At 72.8% G+C, this 17,336-nt stretch carries 18 protein-coding genes; 13 read left to right on the plus strand and 5 right to left on the minus strand.

From position 1 onward, the window contains the following. Positions 1-305: C40 family peptidase (locus BZL64_RS14320; protein ID WP_086769565.1), on the plus strand; the 305-nt coding region annotated here is incomplete at its 5' end. 104 nt (positions 306-409) lie between these two features. Here the strand turns inward: BZL64_RS14320 and BZL64_RS14325 are convergent. Further along, positions 410-895: an ATP-binding protein gene (locus tag BZL64_RS14325; protein ID WP_086769566.1), complete on the minus strand. Its 486-nt coding sequence runs from the start codon at positions 893-895 to the stop codon at positions 410-412. A gap of 213 nt (positions 896-1,108) precedes the next feature. On the opposite strand from BZL64_RS14325, the gene BZL64_RS14330 reads away from it, so the two are divergent. Continuing rightward, positions 1,109-1,981 carry a helix-turn-helix domain-containing protein gene (locus tag BZL64_RS14330; protein ID WP_086769567.1) on the plus strand — a complete coding sequence of 291 codons (873 nt, stop codon included), beginning with the start codon at positions 1,109-1,111 and terminating at the stop codon, positions 1,979-1,981. Further along, entirely contained in the window at positions 1,978-2,220 is a 243-nt protein-coding gene (locus BZL64_RS14335) for a DUF397 domain-containing protein (protein ID WP_086769568.1), read from the plus strand. Before BZL64_RS14330 ends, BZL64_RS14335 begins: the two co-directional genes overlap by 4 nt. Before the next feature lie 54 nt (positions 2,221-2,274). Here the strand turns inward: BZL64_RS14335 and BZL64_RS14340 are convergent, their stop codons facing one another. After that, on the minus strand, positions 2,275-3,405 hold the full coding sequence (locus BZL64_RS14340) for an 8-amino-7-oxononanoate synthase (RefSeq protein WP_086769569.1): 1,131 nt from the start codon (positions 3,403-3,405) through the stop codon (positions 2,275-2,277). 150 nt (positions 3,406-3,555) lie between these two features. Between BZL64_RS14340 and bioB the strand changes: the two genes are divergently transcribed. Genes bioB through bioD form a run of 3 tightly spaced genes read left to right on the plus strand, consistent with a single transcriptional unit; the run spans position 3,556 to position 6,780 of the window. Continuing rightward, the gene (gene bioB / locus BZL64_RS14345; RefSeq protein ID WP_086769570.1) at positions 3,556-4,752 is read left to right on the plus strand and encodes a biotin synthase BioB; all 1,197 of its coding nucleotides are present in this window, start codon (positions 3,556-3,558) and stop codon (positions 4,750-4,752) included. Continuing rightward, on the plus strand, positions 4,745-6,025 hold the full coding sequence (locus BZL64_RS14350) for an adenosylmethionine--8-amino-7-oxononanoate transaminase (RefSeq protein WP_086769571.1): 1,281 nt from the start codon (positions 4,745-4,747) through the stop codon (positions 6,023-6,025). Before bioB ends, BZL64_RS14350 begins: the two co-directional genes overlap by 8 nt. A 2-nt stretch (positions 6,026-6,027) precedes the next feature. Continuing rightward, positions 6,028-6,780: a dethiobiotin synthase gene (bioD, locus tag BZL64_RS14355; RefSeq protein ID WP_086769572.1), complete on the plus strand. Its 753-nt coding sequence runs from the start codon at positions 6,028-6,030 to the stop codon at positions 6,778-6,780. Here the strand turns inward: bioD and BZL64_RS14360 are convergent. Next, positions 6,777-8,987: a helix-turn-helix transcriptional regulator gene (locus BZL64_RS14360; protein WP_086769573.1), complete on the minus strand. Its 2,211-nt coding sequence runs from the start codon at positions 8,985-8,987 to the stop codon at positions 6,777-6,779. The two genes, bioD and BZL64_RS14360, sit on opposite strands and share 4 nt — an antisense overlap. A 109-nt stretch (positions 8,988-9,096) precedes the next feature. On the opposite strand from BZL64_RS14360, the gene BZL64_RS14365 reads away from it, so the two are divergent. Together BZL64_RS14365 and BZL64_RS14370 are read left to right on the plus strand one after the other, a co-directional pair. Further along, positions 9,097-9,783: an esterase/lipase family protein gene (locus tag BZL64_RS14365; protein ID WP_086769574.1), complete on the plus strand. Its 687-nt coding sequence runs from the start codon at positions 9,097-9,099 to the stop codon at positions 9,781-9,783. A gap of 80 nt (positions 9,784-9,863) precedes the next feature. Further along, positions 9,864-10,562 (plus strand): class I SAM-dependent methyltransferase, encoded by a 699-nt coding sequence (locus BZL64_RS14370; protein WP_086769575.1) that lies wholly within the window; start codon positions 9,864-9,866, stop codon positions 10,560-10,562. Positions 10,563-10,596: 34 nt separating this feature from the next. On the opposite strand, the gene BZL64_RS14375 is transcribed toward BZL64_RS14370, so the two are convergent. Together BZL64_RS14375 and BZL64_RS14380 are read right to left on the minus strand one after the other, a co-directional pair. Next, the gene (locus BZL64_RS14375) at positions 10,597-10,971 is read right to left on the minus strand and encodes a fic family toxin-antitoxin system, toxin component (protein WP_086769576.1); all 375 of its coding nucleotides are present in this window, start codon (positions 10,969-10,971) and stop codon (positions 10,597-10,599) included. A 4-nt stretch (positions 10,972-10,975) separates the two neighbouring features. Next, on the minus strand, positions 10,976-11,218 hold the full coding sequence (locus BZL64_RS14380) for a toxin-antitoxin system HicB family antitoxin (protein WP_086769577.1): 243 nt from the start codon (positions 11,216-11,218) through the stop codon (positions 10,976-10,978). Between the two features lie 137 nt (positions 11,219-11,355). On the opposite strand from BZL64_RS14380, the gene BZL64_RS14385 reads away from it, so the two are divergent. The 5 genes from BZL64_RS14385 to BZL64_RS14405 all read left to right on the plus strand — a co-directional run. Then, positions 11,356-12,162, plus strand: a complete 807-nt coding sequence (locus tag BZL64_RS14385) for an ABC transporter ATP-binding protein (protein WP_086769578.1) — start codon at positions 11,356-11,358, stop codon at positions 12,160-12,162. A 4-nt stretch (positions 12,163-12,166) separates the two neighbouring features. After that, positions 12,167-14,734, plus strand: a complete 2,568-nt coding sequence (locus tag BZL64_RS14390) for an ABC transporter permease (RefSeq protein ID WP_086769579.1) — start codon at positions 12,167-12,169, stop codon at positions 14,732-14,734. A gap of 227 nt (positions 14,735-14,961) precedes the next feature. Continuing rightward, complete coding sequence (locus BZL64_RS14395) at positions 14,962-15,387, plus strand: GNAT family N-acetyltransferase (protein WP_086769580.1); 426 nt, start codon at positions 14,962-14,964, stop codon at positions 15,385-15,387. Positions 15,388-15,645: 258 nt separating this feature from the next. Continuing rightward, on the plus strand, positions 15,646-16,980 hold the full coding sequence (locus tag BZL64_RS14400) for a hemolysin family protein (RefSeq protein ID WP_086769581.1): 1,335 nt from the start codon (positions 15,646-15,648) through the stop codon (positions 16,978-16,980). Continuing rightward, positions 16,977-17,336, plus strand: a 360-nt coding sequence (locus BZL64_RS14405) for a CNNM domain-containing protein (RefSeq protein ID WP_143663132.1), incomplete at its 3' end; no start/stop codon positions are given. The genes BZL64_RS14400 and BZL64_RS14405, both read left to right, overlap by 4 nt.

The raw sequence follows: 17,336 nt of genomic DNA on the forward strand, positions 1-17,336 counted from the left end.
CCCCGTACCGGTACGGGGCCGTCGGGCCGAACAGGTTCGACTGCTCAGGGCTGACGCTGTACTCGTTCAAGAAGGCGGGCAAGAAGCTGCCGCGCACCGCCGCCCAGCAGTACAACAAGACGCGACACATCTCCGCCGGCAGCCGTAAGGCCGGGGACCTGGTGTTCTTCCACTCGGGGTCGAGCGTCTACCACGTCGGGATCTACGCCGGTAAGGGCAAGATCTGGCACTCACCGAAGACCGGGGACGTGGTGCGGCTCCAGAAGATCTGGACCAAGAGCGTCTGGTACGGCCGGGTCAAGTGATCTCCCGGGGCGGTGGCGGCGTCCTGACGCGCCGCCACCGCCCCGGGATCCACTCGTGGCCCCCCGGTGCCCGCTCCGCGGGTGCCGGCGGCCCCAGGGGCCCGTCAGGGCTCCTGCTGCCCCACCGCCGTCACCGGCTCCACACGCCCGGCGGCATCGGTCCGCTCGGCGGGGACCGTCCAGGGCAGCTCGATGAAGACGGTCTTGCCGCCCTCGCGCGTGGGGCGGACCCGGAGCCTGCCGCCGCACTCGGCGGTCAGCCATCTGATGATCACCATGCCTCGGCCGTTGTCCTGCTGGACGGCGGCCGGCAGTCGTTGGGGGAAGCGCGGGTGACTGTCGGTGACGCCGATGTGCAGCCGCTCGTCACGGTCGAGGACCAGGTCCACCGTGAAGGTGGGCGACTGCCCGAAGGTGTGCTGCACGGCGTTGGTGGCGAGTTCGGAGACGATCAGCCGGACGGTGTCGGCCATCTCGGCGGTGGCGGGAAGACCCCATTGCACAAGGGTGTCGAGCACGTAGGTGCGGGCCGTGGACACCGAGGCGGGATCGCTCGGCAGAGTGACGGATGCTTCCAGGTGGTCTGCCATGGCGACGTCGTCCCTTTCCCACGGGACCGGAGTCCGACACGGTGCGGATGGTTCGAGTACGGTCCCGGACTGGTGCTTCGTCGCCAGAGTGCCATCACCGCGCCGGTCACGGGTGGGGATCCACCAAGATGTGCATATATCTGTCGCTCGATGCGGTGAACTCTGCTACGGCGGAGCGTACGTGGACGGCCCGGAAGGAGTAAGGAGGATCCCATGCAGCACGGTCCCGCGGTGCGCCGCCGGAAGCTGGGCGCCGAACTGCGGGCGCTGCGGTCCCGCGCGGGGCTCACCAGTGGTGAGGCGGCGCGGCTCGTGGGCTGGCACCAGTCGAAGGTGAGCCGGATCGAGACCGGCACCAGCAGTACGAAGCCGGCCGATGTGCGGTTACTGCTCGACGCCTACGGCGTGGACGACGCGCAACTGCGGGAACTGATGCTGGCGTTGGCCGGCTCGGTCGAGGGTGACGGGCGGGAGCACTGGTGGCACGCCTATCGCGGTGTCCTGCCGCCCACCTACCGGGACTTCATCAGCCTGGAGTCGCAGGCGAGTGCGATGCGCACCCTGGAGACGACCGTCGTGCCGGGCCTGTTGCAGACCCCGGCGTACGCCCGCGCGGTGACCCGGGCCGCGGCGGAGGGTCTGGACGAGGACCGGCTGGACACGCTGGTGGAGGTGCGGCTGGCCAGGCAGGACGTGCTGCGGGCCCGGCCGCCGCTGAGGATGGACGCGGTGCTCGACGAGGCGGTGCTGCGGCGGGAGGTGGGCGGTCCCGAGGTCATGGCGCAGCAGTTGGAACGACTGGTGGAGGCGGCGCGGCTGCCCCAGGTCAGGCTGCAGGTGCTGCCGTTCAGCGCCGGGGCGCACATCGGTGTCACTGGCCCTTTCGTAATCTTCTCGTTTTCTAACGCTTCTGATCTGGATGTGGTTGTTCTCGACCACTTGACGAGTAGCCTCTATCTCGAACGGAAAGAAGACCTCCGGGCCTACACCGAGGCCTTCAACGCCCTTCGGGCACACGCTCTTTCGCCCGGGGACTCACTGGATTACCTCGCCGCGCTAGGTGACGCGCGTAAGGAGGCACCATGACCGCACTGCCTCGCAACGTCCCCTCCAGCACCGATCCGCCAGGTCTCCCCCACCCGCGTGATCTGCGGTGGCTGCGCAGCAGCTACAGCACGGGAGCCAACAACTGCGTCGAGACGGCCCGCCCGGACTCCGGGCCATGGGCCGGTCTGCTCGCCGTACGCGACTCCAAGGACCCGGCCGGGCCCGCCCTGCTCTTCTCCCCCGAGAGCTGGACGGACTTCACGGCCGCGTTCCGCTGACCCCCGCCCGTCCATCAGGCACCGTTCGCCGGCCCACGGCCGTGTCACGCCGACTCATGGTCGTGTCTCGTCGATCACCCGTACAGCGCGTTCGATCTGCCCCTGAGTGAGGTCCGCGCGGGCGGTCAGCCTCAGGCGTGAGATGCCGTCGGGCACGGAAGGAGGACGGAAGCAGCCCACGGCCAGGCCTGCCGACCGGCAGTCCGCCGCCCATCGCAGGGCCCCCTCCGGGGACGGAGCCCGCACGGAGACGACCGCGGCGTCCGGACGCACCGCTTCCAGACCCGCGGCCGTCAGGCGTGCGTGCAGTTCGCCCGCCACCTCACGCGCGCGCGCCGCGCGTTCCGGCTCGCGGCGCAGCAGTGTCAGGGCGGCGAGGGCCGCGCCCGCCGCCGCCGGGGCGAGGCCGGTGTCGAAGATGAACGTCCGGGCCGCGTTGACCAGATGGTCGATCACGCGCGCGGGGCCGAGCACGGCGCCGCCCTGGCTGCCCAGCGACTTGGACAGCGTGAGGGTGACGACCACGTCGTCGGCGCCCGCCAGTCCCGCCGCGTGCGGGGCGCCGCGGCCACCACGGCCCAGGACACCGAGGCCGTGGGCGTCGTCGACGACCAGCCCGGCCCCGTGCTCCCGGCAGGCCTCGGCGAGGGCGGCCAGCGGGGCGGCGTCCCCGTCGACGGAGAAGACCGTGTCGGAGACCGCCACGGCCGGGCCCCCGTCCCAGGTGTCCAGCGCCTTGCGCACGGAGTCGGGGTCGGCGTGCGCGACGACCTGCGTCGTCGCGCGCGCCAGCCTGCAGCCGTCGATGAGCGAGGCGTGGTTGCCCGCGTCGGAGACGATCAGGGAGCCGTGCGGGGCCAGCGCGGTGACCGCGGCGAGGTTGGCGGCGTACCCGGAGGAGAAGACGAGGGCCGCCTCGAAGCCGCAGAAGTCGGCCAGTTCCCGCTCCAGTTCCGCGTGGAGTTCGGTGGTGCCGGTGACGAGCCGGGAGCCGGTCGCGCCGCCGCCCCAGGTCCGCGCGGCCCGCGCCGCGCCCTCGGTGACCTCGGGGTGCCGGGCCAGGCCCAGGTAGTCGTTGCTCGCGAGGTCGAGGAGCGGCGAGTCGGCCGGGCGGGGGCGCAGCGTCCGTACGAGTCCGGCGCTCCGGCGCAGCCGCGCCTGCTCGTCGATCCAGCCGAACGCCATGGCTCGTCCTCCGCGGAATTTGTAGGCAGTGGACAGACACTAGCCGCACGGCGCGTATCCCATGGTGTGGCAATACCCACACCTCCAATGCCCTCTGTTGTACGAACTCTCCCTGGCCCGGAAACGGCCGGTAAGACAGGATCGGCTCTCATGGACCTGCTGAACACGCTGGTGGACAAGGGGCTTCGGCGCGAGCTGCCGACCCGCGAAGAGGCGTTGGCCGTCCTGGCCACGTCCGACGACGACCTGCTCGACGTGGTGGCCGCGGCCGGAAAGGTGCGCCGTCACTGGTTCGGGCGACGGGTGAAACTCAACTATCTCGTCAACCTGAAGTCGGGCCTGTGCCCGGAGGACTGCTCCTACTGTTCCCAGCGACTCGGCTCTACGGCCGGGATCCTCAAGTACACCTGGCTCAAGCCCGACGAGGCCTCGCGGGCCGCCGCCGCGGGGCTCGCCGGGGGCGCCAAGCGCGTCTGTCTGGTGGCGTCCGGGCGCGGCCCGACCGACCGGGACGTCGACCGGGTCTCCGAGACCATCAAGGCGATCAAGGACCAGAACGAGAGCGTCGAGGTGTGCGCCTGCCTGGGCCTGCTCTCCGACGGTCAGGCGGAGCGGCTGCGCGAGGCGGGCGCGGACGCCTACAACCACAACCTGAACACGTCCGAGGAGACGTACGCGGACATCACGACCACCCACACGTACGCCGACCGGGTGGACACGGTGCGCAAGGCGCACGCGGCCGGGCTCTCGGCCTGCTCGGGACTGATCGCCGGCATGGGCGAGTCGGACGAGGACCTGGTCGACGTCGTCTACTCGCTGCGCGAACTGGACCCGGACTCCGTGCCGGTGAACTTCCTGATCCCGGTCGAGGGCACCCCGCTGGCCAAGGAGTGGAACCTCACCCCGCAGCGCTGTCTGCGCATCCTGGCCATGGTGCGGTTCGTCTGCCCGGACGTGGAGGTGCGCATCGCGGGCGGCCGTGAGGTCCATCTGCGCTCGATGCAGCCGCTCGCGCTGAACCTGGCCAACTCCATCTTCCTCGGCGACTACCTCACCACCGAGGGCCAGGCCGGACAGGCCGACCTCGACATGATCGCGGACGCCGGGTTCGAGGTGGAGGGCGCGGGCGAGGTGACCCTGCCGGAACACCGGGCGAGTGCCGGCTGCGGATCCCACGGGGCCGCCGGCGGCTGCGGGTCGCACGAGGACGGCAGCGGCTGCGGGTCGCACGAGGACGGCGGCGGTGTGTGCGGGTCGGTTCCCGCCGCGCCGGCGAACGAGGCCCGTACGGACCTGGTCGCCGTCCGTCGCCGGGGCGCCGGTACGGACCTCGCGCCCAATGCCTGAGGGGGCCGTGTCCGAGCTGCTGGACCTGGACCGGCGGCATGTGTGGCATCCGTACGGTCCGATGCCGGGCCGGGTGGACCCGCTCGTCGTGGAGTCGGCGAGCGGGGTGCGGCTGCGGCTCGCGGACGGCTCGGGCGAACTGGTCGACGGCATGTCGTCCTGGTGGTCGGCGATCCACGGCTACGGCCACCCGGTGCTCGACGAGGCCGCGCGGGCCCAGCTCGGGCGGATGAGCCATGTGATGTTCGGCGGGCTCACCCACGAGCCCGCCGTACGGCTGGCGAAGCTGCTTGTCGACATGTCGCCCGACGGGCTGGAGCATGTGTTCCTCGCCGACTCGGGGTCGGTGTCGGTCGAGGTCGCGGTGAAGATGTGCCTCCAGTACTGGCGCTCGCTCGGCCGCCCCGGCAAGCAGCGGCTGCTGACGTGGCGCGGCGGCTACCACGGCGACACCTGGCAGCCGATGTCCGTGTGCGACCCCGAGGGCGGGATGCACGACCTGTGGACCGGGGTGCTGCCCCGGCAGCACTTCGTCGGGGCTCCCCCCGCGGAGTACGACGAGACGTACGCCCATGAGCTGCGCGCGGCGATCGGACGGCACGCCGACGAGCTGGCCGCGGTGATCGTGGAACCGGTGGTGCAGGGCGCGGGCGGGATGCGGTTCCACTCCCCCGCGTATCTGTCGGTGCTGCGCGAGGCATGCGACGAGCACGACGTGCTGCTGGTGTTCGACGAGATCGCGACCGGTTTCGGAAGGACGGGCGCGCTGTTCGCGGCGGACCACGCCGGGGTGAGCCCGGATGTGATGTGCGTCGGCAAGGCGCTGACCGGCGGCTATCTGACGATGGCGGCGACGCTGTGCACGCCGCGGGTCGCCGAGGGCATCTCGCGGGGCGAGGTGCCGGTGCTGGCCCACGGTCCGACGTTCATGGGCAACCCGCTGGCCGCGGCGGTCGCCTGCGCCTCGATCGAGCTGCTCCTCGGACAGGACTGGCTCGCCGAGGTCCGGCGGATCGGGACGGGACTGCGTGAGGGGCTCGCTCCGGCCGCGGACCTGCCCGGCGTGAAGGACGTACGGGTGCTCGGCGCGATCGGGGTCGTCCAGCTCGACCACCCGGTGGACATGAGGGCCGCCACCGAGGCCGCCGTACGCGAGGGCGTCTGGCTGCGGCCGTTCCGCGACCTCGTCTACACGATGCCGCCCTACGTCACCGGCGACGAGGACGTGGCACGGATCGCGCGAGCGGTGTGCGCGGTGGCACGGGAGGGATGAACATGCCGATCCTGGTGATCACGGGGACGGGCACGGAGGTCGGCAAGACCGTCACGACCGCGGCCGTCGCCGCCTCCGCCCTCGCGGCGGGCCGCTCGGTGGCCGTACTGAAGGCCGCGCAGACCGGCGTAGGGCCCGGCGAACGCGGTGACGCGGACGAGGTCGTGCGGCTGGCCGGCGCGGTCACCGCCGCCGAACTCGCCCGCTATCCCGAGCCGTTGGCGCCGGCGACGGCGGCGCTGCGGGCGGGGATGGTGCCCGTACGGCCGCGTGAGGTCGCCGACGCGGCGGCGAAGCTGGCCACCGAGCACGACCTGGTCCTCGTCGAGGGGGCCGGCGGGCTCCTGGTGCGGTTCGACGAGGCGGGCGGCACACTGGCCGACGCCGCGGAGATGCTGCGGGCGCCGGTGCTCGTGGTGGCGTCGGCGGGACTGGGCACGCTCAACACGACCGACCTGACAGCCCGTGAACTGCGCTCGCGTGGGCTGGAGTTGCTGGGTGTGGTGATCGGGTCCTGGCCCGACTCGCCCGATCTGGCGATGCGGTGCAATGTCACCGACCTGCCCGACATCGCCGGGGCCCCGCTGCTCGGCGCGCTGCCCGCCGGTTCGGGATCGCTCGCGCCCGCCGAGTTCCGTACGGCCGCGCCCGGCTGGCTCGCCTCACGGCTGGACGGGACGTGGGAGGCGGAGGCGTTCCGGAGCCGGACCGAGCCCGAGAGGTGGAGCGGGTCTCTCGGGCCGTACGGAAGCTAGTCGCCTCCCTCGGCCAGCAGTCGGACGAGTTCGATGCGGGAGCGGATGCCCAGGCGGTTGAAGACGCCGCGCAGGTGGTGGTCGATGGTGCGGGGGCTGAGGGCGAGGCGGACGGCGATCTCGCGGTTCGTCGCGCCCTCGGCGGCCATGAGGGCGACCCGTAGCTGCTGGGCGGTCAGGCTCGCCCGGGGGCTTTCGGGCGGGCGGCCGGTGGTGGCGGGGGCGCCGAGGGCGCGGAGTTCGGCGCGGGCCCGGTCCGCGCAGTGCGGGGCGCCGAAGGACTCGAACGCTTCCAGGGCGCTGTGCAGCTGTTCTCGGGCCTCGGTGCGGCGGCGCAGCCTGCGCAGGGCGCCGCCGAACAGCAGCTCGGTGCGGGCGCGTTCGACGGCGCGCGTGCCCTGCGCGTGGAGGTCGAGGGCGATGCGGTAGTGCTCGACGGTGTCGGCGCCGGGGGTGAGCAGGGCCCGGCAGCGGGCGCTGAGGGCCAGCTCGTCGGGGCTGCGGACGGCGTGGGCCCAGCGGTCGTAGGCGGCGTGCGCGGCGCGGGCCACGCGGGTGTCGCCGGTGTGGACGGCGGCTTCGACGTAGTGCGGGATGGCCAGATGGCGGATCGCGCGGTGCCCGTGGCCGGGGCCGGCTCCGGCGAGGGCGCGCAGGCGGGCCGCGGCGGCGTCGTGGCGGCCGTGGCCGAGGTCGAGGAAGGCGAGCGCCCACTGGGCGAGGGCGGCGGGCAGACCGAGGCCGTGCGCGAGGGCGTATCCGCGGGCGGCGGCGGCCCGTTCGCGGCACAGGTCGGTGTCGCCGGCCAGGGCCGCGAACATCGCCAGGGCGGCCTGCAGATGACAGGCGCCGCTGTCCTGGCCGGTGGCCTGCGCCTGGCGCAGCGCGTCCAGGGCGGCGGCCTCGGCTGCGCGGGGCCGGCCGGTCCAGAAGTCGGCGTAGGCGCGGAACTCCGCCGCCTGGGAGACGGGCGGCACGAGTCCCCGGGCGCGGGCCGCGGCGGCGGACCGGTGGGTGGCGGTGGCGGCGCGGGGATGGTCGCCGAGCAGCAGGGCGGCGATCCCGGCGTGCAGGAGGAGGGTGGGGTCGCCGCCGGGACCGCACCGTCCGGCGGTGGCCCCGAGCAGTTCGCGGGCGTCCGCGTAGCGCCCTTCGACGGCCGCGGCGAGTCCGCCGAGCACCCCCGGTGGGTCGATGCCGAGGCGTCCGGCGAGGCGGACGGCCTCGCGACAGCGGCTCAGGTCGCCGGTGTAGACGGCGGCTTCGGTGGCGCGGGCCAGGAGGTGTCCGGCGTGCTCCTCGGACCGCGCCGAGGGTCTTCCGCCCGCTGCCGTCTGGGTGGCGCCCGCGGTCAGGGCGTCGAACGCCTCCCCGGCGTGTCCGGTGCGCAGGGCGAGCACGCCGTGCAGGGCTTCGCCATGGGTGCGGGCGGCCAGGACGCGGGCCCGGTCGCCGTCGCCCGCGTCCCAGGCGTCGACGGCGGCCCGCGCCAGCAGGCCGGAGCGGTGACGGGGGTCCGGACTGAGGGCGGCGGCGCGTCCGGTGAGGGCACCGGACAGTGCGGGGTCGCCGGCGTCGCGGGCCCGGTCCGCCGCCGCTGTCAGCTCGGCCGCGAGCCGCCCGCTGGGGCCGAGGGCGCCGGCGCCCCGGTGCCAGGAGCGGCGGGCCGTCTCGCCCGAGCCGTGCAGGACGCGGGCGAGCAGCCGGTGCACGTCGCGCCGGTCGGCCGGGCCCGCCGATTCGTACGCGGCGATCCGGGTCCAGGGGTCGGCGAAGCGGACCCCGCCCGCCGCGGCGTGGGCGAGTCCGGCGGTCTCGGCGGACTCCAGGCAGCGGGTGTCCAGGCGGGTGGCGGCGACGGCACGCAGGAAGGCGTGGGTGGCGACCGGGTACTGGTCGGCGGCGGCGAGCAGGAGCAGCAGCCGGGTGTCGTCGGGCAGGGCCCGCAGCGCGCGGCGCCGGGCGCGCAGCAACTCGGGGGCGAGGTCGGCGGGTTCGACGGGCAGCGGGTCGAGGCCGGCGGCCTGCCGTTCGGTGAGGCGTGCGGCGAGGGAGGCGGCGGCGCGCGGATCGCCGTACACCAGGCGCAGGACCCTGGTCCGGACGCGTTCGGGGAGCGCGGAGGCCGGGCGCGGCCACGCGTCGGCGAGTGTCGGTGGCCAAGTGCGGTCAAGAGGTGGGGGGTTCACCGGAGTCACCACCCACATCACGTTACCGATGGGTTACTTGAACAGTAAAGACCGGCGATTACACCGATGCGGCGCGCGTAGACCCCGCCGGACACTCCTGACAACCCCACCCGTTTCAGGAGGCATCATGCAGCGCGGCAAGCGTCGCATCGCCGCGGTCCTCTCGGCCGCCCTCTCTTCGCTCCTTCTGGCACTCTCCTTCGCCGCTCCCCCCGCACACGCGGCGACGCACAATCCGGTCGTCCTCGTCCACGGCATCAGCAGTTCCGCGAGCAGTTGGAACGACTGGGTCGCGAACTTCACGGCGGACGGCTACACGGCCGCCGAGCTGGACGCCTGGTCGTACAGCTGGTCCCAGTCGAACGTGACCACCGCCCGGCAACTGGCGACCGAGATCCAGAACGTGCTCGCGCGCACCGGCGCGAGCAAGGTGGACCTCGTCGTGCACTCCATGGGCGCGCTCAGCTCGCGCTACTACCTGAAGAACCTCGGCGGTACGGCGTACGTGGACGACTTCGTCTCCGTCGCCGGCACCAACCACGGCACGTCCACCGCCTCGCTGTGCGCGTGGCTCTACACCTCGTGCGCGGAGATGCAGACCGGCAGCTCGTTCCTCACCGCGCTGAACTCCGGCGACGAGACGCCGGGCGCCGTGACCTACGCGAGCTACTGGTCGAACTGCGACGAGGCGATCAACCCGGACTCCTCGGCGCTGCTGAGCGGGGCGACCAACGTCGGCGTCGGATGCGTGTCCCACACGGACACCAACAACGACCCCGGCATCTACGAACAGGTGCATGCCTTCATCCAGTGACACCGATGTGCGTCAGCGGGGGTGCGGCGGGCCCGTACGGGGGAGAATCCTGGTAGGCCCGTCCTGCCCGGGAGGTCGCCATGCCGCTACGGTCCACCGGCTCCGGCAAGGTGCCCGGTGATCCCGTCCACCACCCGCTGTTCGCGCGCTGCTACGCCCGGATCAGCGTGACCGCGGAGACCCGCGGGGGCCTGGCCGCCCTGCGCGGCAGGCTGCTCGCGGGGCTCTCCGGCCGCGTCATCGAGATCGGCGCGGGCAACGGCCTGAACTTCGCGCACTACCCGCGTACGGTCTCCGAGGTCGTCGCGATCGAACCGGAACGGCTGCTGCGCACGCTCGCGGTGGAGGCCGCCCTGCGGGCCGAGGTGCCGGTCGATGTCGCGCCGGGCGCGGCCGAGGCCCTGCCGGTCAAGAGCGAGGCCTTCGACGCGGCGGTGCTCTCACTCGTCCTGTGCAGCGTCCGGGACCTGCCGCGGGCCCTCGCCGAGGTGCGGCGGGTGCTGCGGCCCGGTGGCGAGGTGCGGTTCCTGGAGCACGGCAGGGGCGGCGGCCCGGCGATGGTCCTCACCCAGCGTGCCCTGGACCGGACGGTGTGGCCGCTGGTCAGCGGCGGCTGCCATCTCTCCCGCGACCCGGTGGGCGCGCTGCGCGAGGCCGGGTTCGAACTCGGCCCCTACCGGCGGCTGCTGGTGCCGGAGAACGGGCCGGTCCTGCCGACGTCGTACTGCAGGCTGGGCACGGCCTGGCGGCCGGTCGCCGACGCGGCGCGGAGTCGGTGACTGTCGACGTCGAAGGCTGCCGGGGGGTTGCCGGTCACTGGCTCCAGCGGCGCAGTTCCTGCGTGATGTCGTACACCGACGCCTCGCCGCTCTTGACCAGCCGGGCCAGGTCGCGGACCTGCTCGGGTGAGGTCACGACCTTCGCTCCGCTCGCCACCAGGTACGCGTAGGCGACGGCGCAGGCGAAGAGGGCGTTCGAGCGCTCCAGCGCCGGGACGTGGAGGAGGAGTTGGAGGAGCGAGGCCGCGCGGGCGTGCGGCGAGTCGTACACCGGGACGTCGAAGATCTGGGCGTCATGGCGTGCCACCGCCGCCACCAGGGCTCCCCAGTCGGTGACCTGGGGGTCTCCGGGTGTCTTCTGTTCGGCGATCATCAGGAGCCATGCGAGATCGATCGTGAGGTCGCTCAAGGGGTCAGCGGCGACCTTCGTGGGTGCCGCCCTCGCGGGCCGCGCCGAACTCCTCCGCGAACACGTTCTCGTACTGCTTCATGAAGTCGGCGGCGGCCTCGACGAACGTGTGGCCCGTTTCGCCGGCGTCCTGCCTGACCAGCTCCTCGATGTAGCGGTTCACGCTCATGCCGCGCGCGGTGGCGCGCTCGCGGGCGGCCTTGGCCGTGCCCTCGTCGACGCGTACGTTCAGCTGGGTCTTCGCCATACCTCGAAGCTAGCGCCGAACCGCTAGCATCGGCAAGGGCGGACTCGCGGCGAAAAGAGATACCGAGTGTGCGCCCCGTCACACTACGCTCGGCCGGAACAACGACCCGGCACGTCCACGCGAGCGAGGAGGCAGCCTTGTCCACACCTGCTGCGCAGCACGCCCCCGGTCTGGCCTCGGCCGAGGACCTGGCGGCGCGCGCCCGGGGTCTGACGAAGGCGTACGGCTCCGGCGAGACGACCGTGCTCGCCCTGGACTCGGTGGACGTGGACATCGTCCGCGGACGCTTCACCGCGGTCATGGGGCCGTCGGGCTCCGGGAAGTCCACGCTCATGCACTGCCTGGCCGGACTCGACACCGTCTCCGCCGGACAGGTGTGGCTCGGCGACACCGAGATCACGGGCCTGAAGGAACGGGAGCTGACCCGGCTCCGGCGCGACCGGATCGGCTTCATGTTCCAGTCGTTCAATCTCATCCCGACGCTCAACGCGGTCGAGAACATCACCCTGCCGATGGACATCGCCGGCCAGAAGCCGGACCAGAAGTGGCTCGACCAGGTGATCGACACGCTCGGTCTGCGCGACCGCCTGAGGCACCGGCCGTCCCAGCTCTCCGGCGGGCAGCAGCAGCGCGTGGCCTGCGCCCGCGCACTCGCCTCCCGCCCGGAGCTGATCTTCGCCGACGAGCCGACCGGCAACCTGGACTCGCGCGCCGGTCTGGAGGTCCTCGCTTTCCTGCGCCAGGCGGTGGACGACCTGGGCCAGACCGTCGTCATGGTCACCCACGACCCCGGCGCCGCCACCCACTCCGACCTCGTGCTCTTCCTCGCGGACGGCCGGCTGGTGGACGAGATGGAACGGCCCACTGCCGAGGCGGTACTGGAGCGCATGAAGCGCTTCGACCTGATCCGCGCCCAGGCCGGCGCGGCCCCCGAGGAGGACTGAACAGGTGCTGAAGGCGACGCTGCGGAGCTTCCTCGCGCACAAGGGGCGGCTGCTGCTGTCCGCCCTCGCCGTCGTGCTGTCGGTGGCGTTCGTCGCGGGCAGCCTGATCTTCTCCGACACGGTCACGCGCACCTTCGACCGCCTGTTCGCGTCCACCTCGGCCGACGTGACCGTGGAACCCCGCGACGACCTCGACTCCTCCGTGCCGACCGGCGCCGTCCAGACCCTGCCCGCCGCACTCACCGGCCGGGTGGCCGCCGTCGACGGGGTGTCCTCGGCGCACGCCGACGTGAGCGTGCAGAACATCACCGTCGTCGACAGCGCGAACAAGTCCGTCGGACCGACCACCGGCGCGCCCACCATCGCCACCGACTGGTACCTCACCGACCGCAGCCCGGTGGAACTGACCTCCGGACACGTCCCGCGCGGCGCGGGCGAGGCCGTGCTCGACGCCGACACCGCCGACAAGAAGCATGTGGAGACGGGCGACACGCTGACCGTGATGGCCCAGCCGGGCTCGTTCCGGGTCGAGGTCGTCGGCATCGCCACCTTCAGGACCACCAACCCCGGCGCCGCCCTGGTCTTCCTCGACCCCGAGGTCGCCGCGACCCGGCTGCTGGGCTCGGCGGACCTGGCCACGAGCGTCTCCGTCGAGGCGTCGGACGGCGTCACCGACGCGGAGCTGAAGACGCGGATCGCCGCCGCGCTCGGCTCCGGGCCCTACGACGTGCGCACCGCCGACGAGCAGGCCAAATCGGCGGCGGAGAACCTCGGCGGGTTCCTCGATGTCATCAAGTACGTGATGCTCGGATTCGCCGGGATCGCCGTGCTGGTGGGCGTGTTCCTGATCGTCAACACGTTCTCGATGCTGATCGCGCAGCGCACGCGGGAACTGGGTCTGCTGCGCGCCCTGGGCGCCGACAGACGCCAGGTACGGCGCTCGGTCCTCACCGAGGCCCTGCTGCTCGGCCTGGTCGGCTCCACGGTGGGCCTCGCGGCCGGCATCGGCCTGGCGGCGGGCCTGATCCGCCTCATGAGCGCCTTCGGCATGAACCTCAACACCGCCGAGATGGCCATCGGCTGGGTCACCCCCGTCTCGGCGTACGCCGTCGGCGTCGGCGTCACCTTCGTGGCCGCCTACCTCCCGGCCCGCCGCGCGGCCACGGTGTCGCCGATGGCGGCCCTGGCGGACGCGGACGTCGCCGGGGTGGGACGGCCGCTGAGGGTGCGCGCGATGGTCGGGGCCGTCGTCGGCGCCCTGGGCGTGGCGGCCCTGACCGGGTGCGTCACCGCTTCGGAGACCGCGTCCGCGGCCTCGCTGCTGGGCCTCGGCGTCGTCCTCACCCTGATCGCGACGGTCGTCGCGGGCCCGCTGCTGGTCCGCCCGGTGATCCAGGTGCTCGGCGGGGCCTTCCCGGCCCTGTTCGGCCCGGTCGGCCGGATGAGCCAGCGCAACGCCCTGCGCAACCCCCGCCGCACCGGCGCCACCGCCGCCGCGCTGATGGTGGGCCTCGCCCTGGTGGGCGGCATGTCGGTGGCGAGCGCCTCCATGTCGAAGTCCTTCGACCAGCAGATCGACGACACGCTGGGCGCCGACTTCGTCATCCAGAACACCAACCTCACCCCCTTCTCGCAAGAGGTCACCGACCGGGTCCGCGCCACCGACGGCGTCGGCCTCGTCGTACGGCAGCGGTTCGCGCCGGTGGCCGTACGGCTGCCCGACGGCGAGCGTGTCAAGACGACGGCCGCCGGCTACGACAGCCAGGTCGACGAGGTCGCCCATGTGACGTACGCGCGTGGGGACACGGCCGCCGCGCTGGCCGACGGGGCGATCGCCATGGACGTCGACTTCGCCGAGGACCACGGCGTGCGGGTGGGCAGTGTCCTGCCCGTCGAGTTCCCCGGCGAGCGGACCGCCTCGTTCCGGGTGGGGGCGCTCACCGACCAGGACGCCGCCGAGGGATTCGGCATGCAGGGCGGCCTGTTCTTCGGCATCGCCACCGTCGAGAAGTACGTGCCGGGCGGGCAGGACTCCGTGCTGTACGTCAACGCGGCCGCCGGCACGGACGCGGACCGACTGAGGCCCCGGCTGGAGCGGACCCTCGACCCCTATCCGCAGGTGCAGGCGCGCGACCAGGCGGACTACAAGGAACTGGTGCACGACCAGATCGCCGTGCTCCTGTACCTCGTGTACGCACTGCTCGGCCTGGCGATCGTGATCGCGGTGCTCGGCGTGGTCAACACCCTCGCCCTGTCGGTGGTCGAGCGGACCCGGGAGATCGGGCTGCTGCGGGCGATCGGGCTGTCCCGGCGGCAGTTGCGCCGCATGATCCGGCTGGAGTCGGTGGTGATCGCGGTGTTCGGCGCGGTCCTGGGACTGGCGCTGGGACTGGTGTGGGGCGTGTGCACCCAGCAGGTGCTGGCCCTGCAAGGCATGAAGGCGCTGGCGATCCCGTGGACGACGATCGTCGCGGTCGTCGTCGGCTCGGCGGTGGTCGGCGTGGTGGCGGCCCTGCTGCCGGCGCTGCGGGCCTCGCGGATGAACGTGCTGACGGCCATCGCGCACGAGTGAGGAGCGCGCGGCCGGGCGCGGTCCCTCGGATCGGGCGCGGGTGACGGGCTCGGTCGCCCTTGCCTGGGTTCGCGTACGAGTGCGGGGGCATTCGGCCGACCGGGCTTCCGTCGTGTGGGCCGCGACGCCCCGGAGGCCCGGTCGGCCGTCCCGGTGCGCAGGGGGCGCCGGCCGTCCGGATGGTGGAATTCCGCGTCGCGGTGTGCCGGGCGTGATGGGATCGGCCCATGTCTGATCTGCGGATACGGGCCGCGACGCCCGACGACCTCGACACCGTGCTGGCCTTCTGGAAGACGGCCGCCGAGGGCACGAGTATCAGCGACGACCGCGACGGCGTGGAGCGGCTCGTCGCTCGCGACCCCGGCGCGCTGATCCTGGCGGAGCGCGGCGGTGAGCTGGTCGGTACGGTCATCGCCGGGTTCGACGGCTGGCGCTGTCACCTCTACCGGCTGGCGGCGCATCCGGCGTACCGCCGCCAGGGCATCGGCTCGGCGCTGCTCGCCGCGGCGGAGGAACGGTTCGTCCGGCTCGGCGGCCGGCGCGCCGACGCGATGGTGCTCACCCGGAACGAGACGGCCCACCATGCGTGGCGGGCGGCGGGGTACACGCCGGAGGAGAAGTGGCGGCGCTGGGTGAAGCCGCTGACCGACTGAACCGGGAGCGACCGGGCCCAGCCGGGGGGGCGAACCTGCCACCCTTTGCCGATCCTTTACCATGAGGGAGCCGAACGGACCATACGGTCCCCTCATCCGTACGGCGCCGTCATCGATGCGGTCCCTTCATGCATACGGTCCGTCATCGATTCACCGACTTCTCGAAAGGTGTGAGCGTCCGCCCATGGGCGAGCCTCCCAGTATCCGACACCGCGCGATCCCGCCTGCCCTGTCCGATCATGGGACGGAGGTGAACCGGTGATGGAACTGCTCCTGCTCTTGGTGGCGATCCTGCTGTCGCTCGCGTGCGGTGCCTTCGTCGCCGCGGAGTTCTCGCTGACCACAGTCGAACGCGGCGAACTGGAACGAGCCGTGGAGCGCGGCGAGCGCGGCGCGGCCGGCGCCCTCAAGGCCGTCCGCAACCTCACCTTCCAGCTCTCCGGCGCCCAGCTCGGCATCACCGTTACCAACCTGGTCGTCGGCATGCTCGCCGAACCCTCGATCGCCAAGCTGATCTCCGGCCCGCTGGAGTCCCTCGGCCTGTCGAGCACGGCGGCGAGTTCGGTCGCCCTGGTGCTGGGCACGGCGCTGTCGACGGTGTTCCTGATGGTGGTCGGCGAACTGGTGCCGAAGAACTGGGCGATCTCCAGCCCGCTGGCCGTGGCCAAGCGGGTGGGCAACGCGCAGCGTTGGTTCAGCGCCGCCTTCCGGCCCTTCATCAGCCACCTCAACAACACCGCCAACCGGGTCGTACGCCGGTTCGGGCTGGAGCCCGCCGAGGAGCTGGCCTCCGCCCGCGGCCCCCAGGAGCTGGCGGCGCTGGCCCGGCACTCGGCCCGGCAGGGCGCCCTGGAGGCGGACACCGCCGAGCTGTTCGTGCGCACCCTGAACCTGGCCGACCTGACCGCCGAGAACGTGATGACCCCGCGCGTGCAGGTGATCGCGCTCGACGCCCAGGCCACCTGCGAGGACGTGGCCAACGCGACCCGGGCGACGGGCCTGTCCCGCTTCCCCGTGTACCGCGGCGGCCTGGACACCGTCGTCGGCACCGCGCACATCAAGGACGTCCTGGCCGTGCCCGCGGAGCACCGCGCGCGCGTGCCCGTCGCCGAGCTGATGCGCGAACCCCTGCTGGTCCCCGAGTCCCTGACCGTGGACCGGCTCCTGGACCGCCTCTCCGGCAAACGGACGATGGCCGTGGTCATCGACGAGTACGGCGGCACCGCGGGCGTGGCGACCCTGGAGGACATCGTCGAGGAGGTCGTCGGCGAGGTCCGCGACGAGCACGACCCGCACGAGACCCCCGACCTGGCCCGCGCCGGCACCGACGACGAGGGCCGCCAGACCTATTCGGCCGACGGCGCCGCCCGCACCGACCAGCTCGCCCGCGTGGGGCTGCACGCCCCGGAGGGCCCCTACGAGACCCTCGCCGGCCTCGTCGCCACCGAGCTGGGCCGTATCCCGGCCGTCGGCGACAGCGTGGACGTGGCCGGCTGGCGCATGGACGTCGTCGACGCGTCCGGGCGCCGGGCCGCGCGCGTCCTGCTGCACGCCCCGCTCACCAAGAACCCCGCGGAAGGAGCGGACCGGTGACCGCCGTCCAGCTGCTCATCGGCCTGGCGACCCTGGTCGTCAACGCCTTCTTCGTCGGCGCCGAGTTCGCGCTGATCTCCGTCCGCCGCTCCCAGATCGAGCCGTACGCCGAACAGGGCGACCGGCGCGGCAAGAGCGTGCTGTGGGGACTGGAGCACGTGTCCGCGCTGCTGGCCGCCGCCCAGCTCGGCATCACGCTGTGCACCCTGGTCCTCGGTGTCGTCGCCGAACCGGCGATCGCGCACCTGCTGGAGCCGGTGTTCCACGCGGTCGGCGTCCCCGAAGGCGCGGGCCACGTGGTGTCGTTCGTGATCGCGCTGAGCCTGGCGACGTATCTGCACATGCTGCTCGGCGAG

It is taken from the genome of Streptomyces bobili (assembly GCF_002154575.1).
In the GTDB taxonomy this organism is placed as follows: domain Bacteria; phylum Actinomycetota; class Actinomycetes; order Streptomycetales; family Streptomycetaceae; genus Streptomyces; species Streptomyces bobili.

What these genes read in the sequence shown, in the direction of transcription:
- BZL64_RS14325 (WP_086769566.1), bottom strand. Translation starts at nt 895, where the DNA reads ATGGCAGACCACCTGGAAGCATCCGTCACTCTGCCGAGCGATCCCGCC.
- BZL64_RS14330 (WP_086769567.1), top strand. Translation starts at nt 1,109, where the DNA reads ATGCAGCACGGTCCCGCGGTGCGCCGCCGGAAGCTGGGCGCCGAACTG.
- BZL64_RS14335 (WP_086769568.1), top strand. Translation starts at nt 1,978, where the DNA reads ATGACCGCACTGCCTCGCAACGTCCCCTCCAGCACCGATCCGCCAGGT.
- BZL64_RS14340 (WP_086769569.1), bottom strand. Translation starts at nt 3,405, where the DNA reads ATGGCGTTCGGCTGGATCGACGAGCAGGCGCGGCTGCGCCGGAGCGCC.
- bioB (WP_086769570.1), top strand. Translation starts at nt 3,556, where the DNA reads ATGGACCTGCTGAACACGCTGGTGGACAAGGGGCTTCGGCGCGAGCTG.
- BZL64_RS14350 (WP_086769571.1), top strand. Translation starts at nt 4,745, where the DNA reads ATGCCTGAGGGGGCCGTGTCCGAGCTGCTGGACCTGGACCGGCGGCAT.
- bioD (WP_086769572.1), top strand. Translation starts at nt 6,028, where the DNA reads ATGCCGATCCTGGTGATCACGGGGACGGGCACGGAGGTCGGCAAGACC.
- BZL64_RS14360 (WP_086769573.1), bottom strand. Translation starts at nt 8,987, where the DNA reads ATGTGGGTGGTGACTCCGGTGAACCCCCCACCTCTTGACCGCACTTGG.
- BZL64_RS14365 (WP_086769574.1), top strand. Translation starts at nt 9,097, where the DNA reads ATGCAGCGCGGCAAGCGTCGCATCGCCGCGGTCCTCTCGGCCGCCCTC.
- BZL64_RS14370 (WP_086769575.1), top strand. Translation starts at nt 9,864, where the DNA reads ATGCCGCTACGGTCCACCGGCTCCGGCAAGGTGCCCGGTGATCCCGTC.
- BZL64_RS14380 (WP_086769577.1), bottom strand. Translation starts at nt 11,218, where the DNA reads ATGGCGAAGACCCAGCTGAACGTACGCGTCGACGAGGGCACGGCCAAG.
- BZL64_RS14395 (WP_086769580.1), top strand. Translation starts at nt 14,962, where the DNA reads ATGTCTGATCTGCGGATACGGGCCGCGACGCCCGACGACCTCGACACC.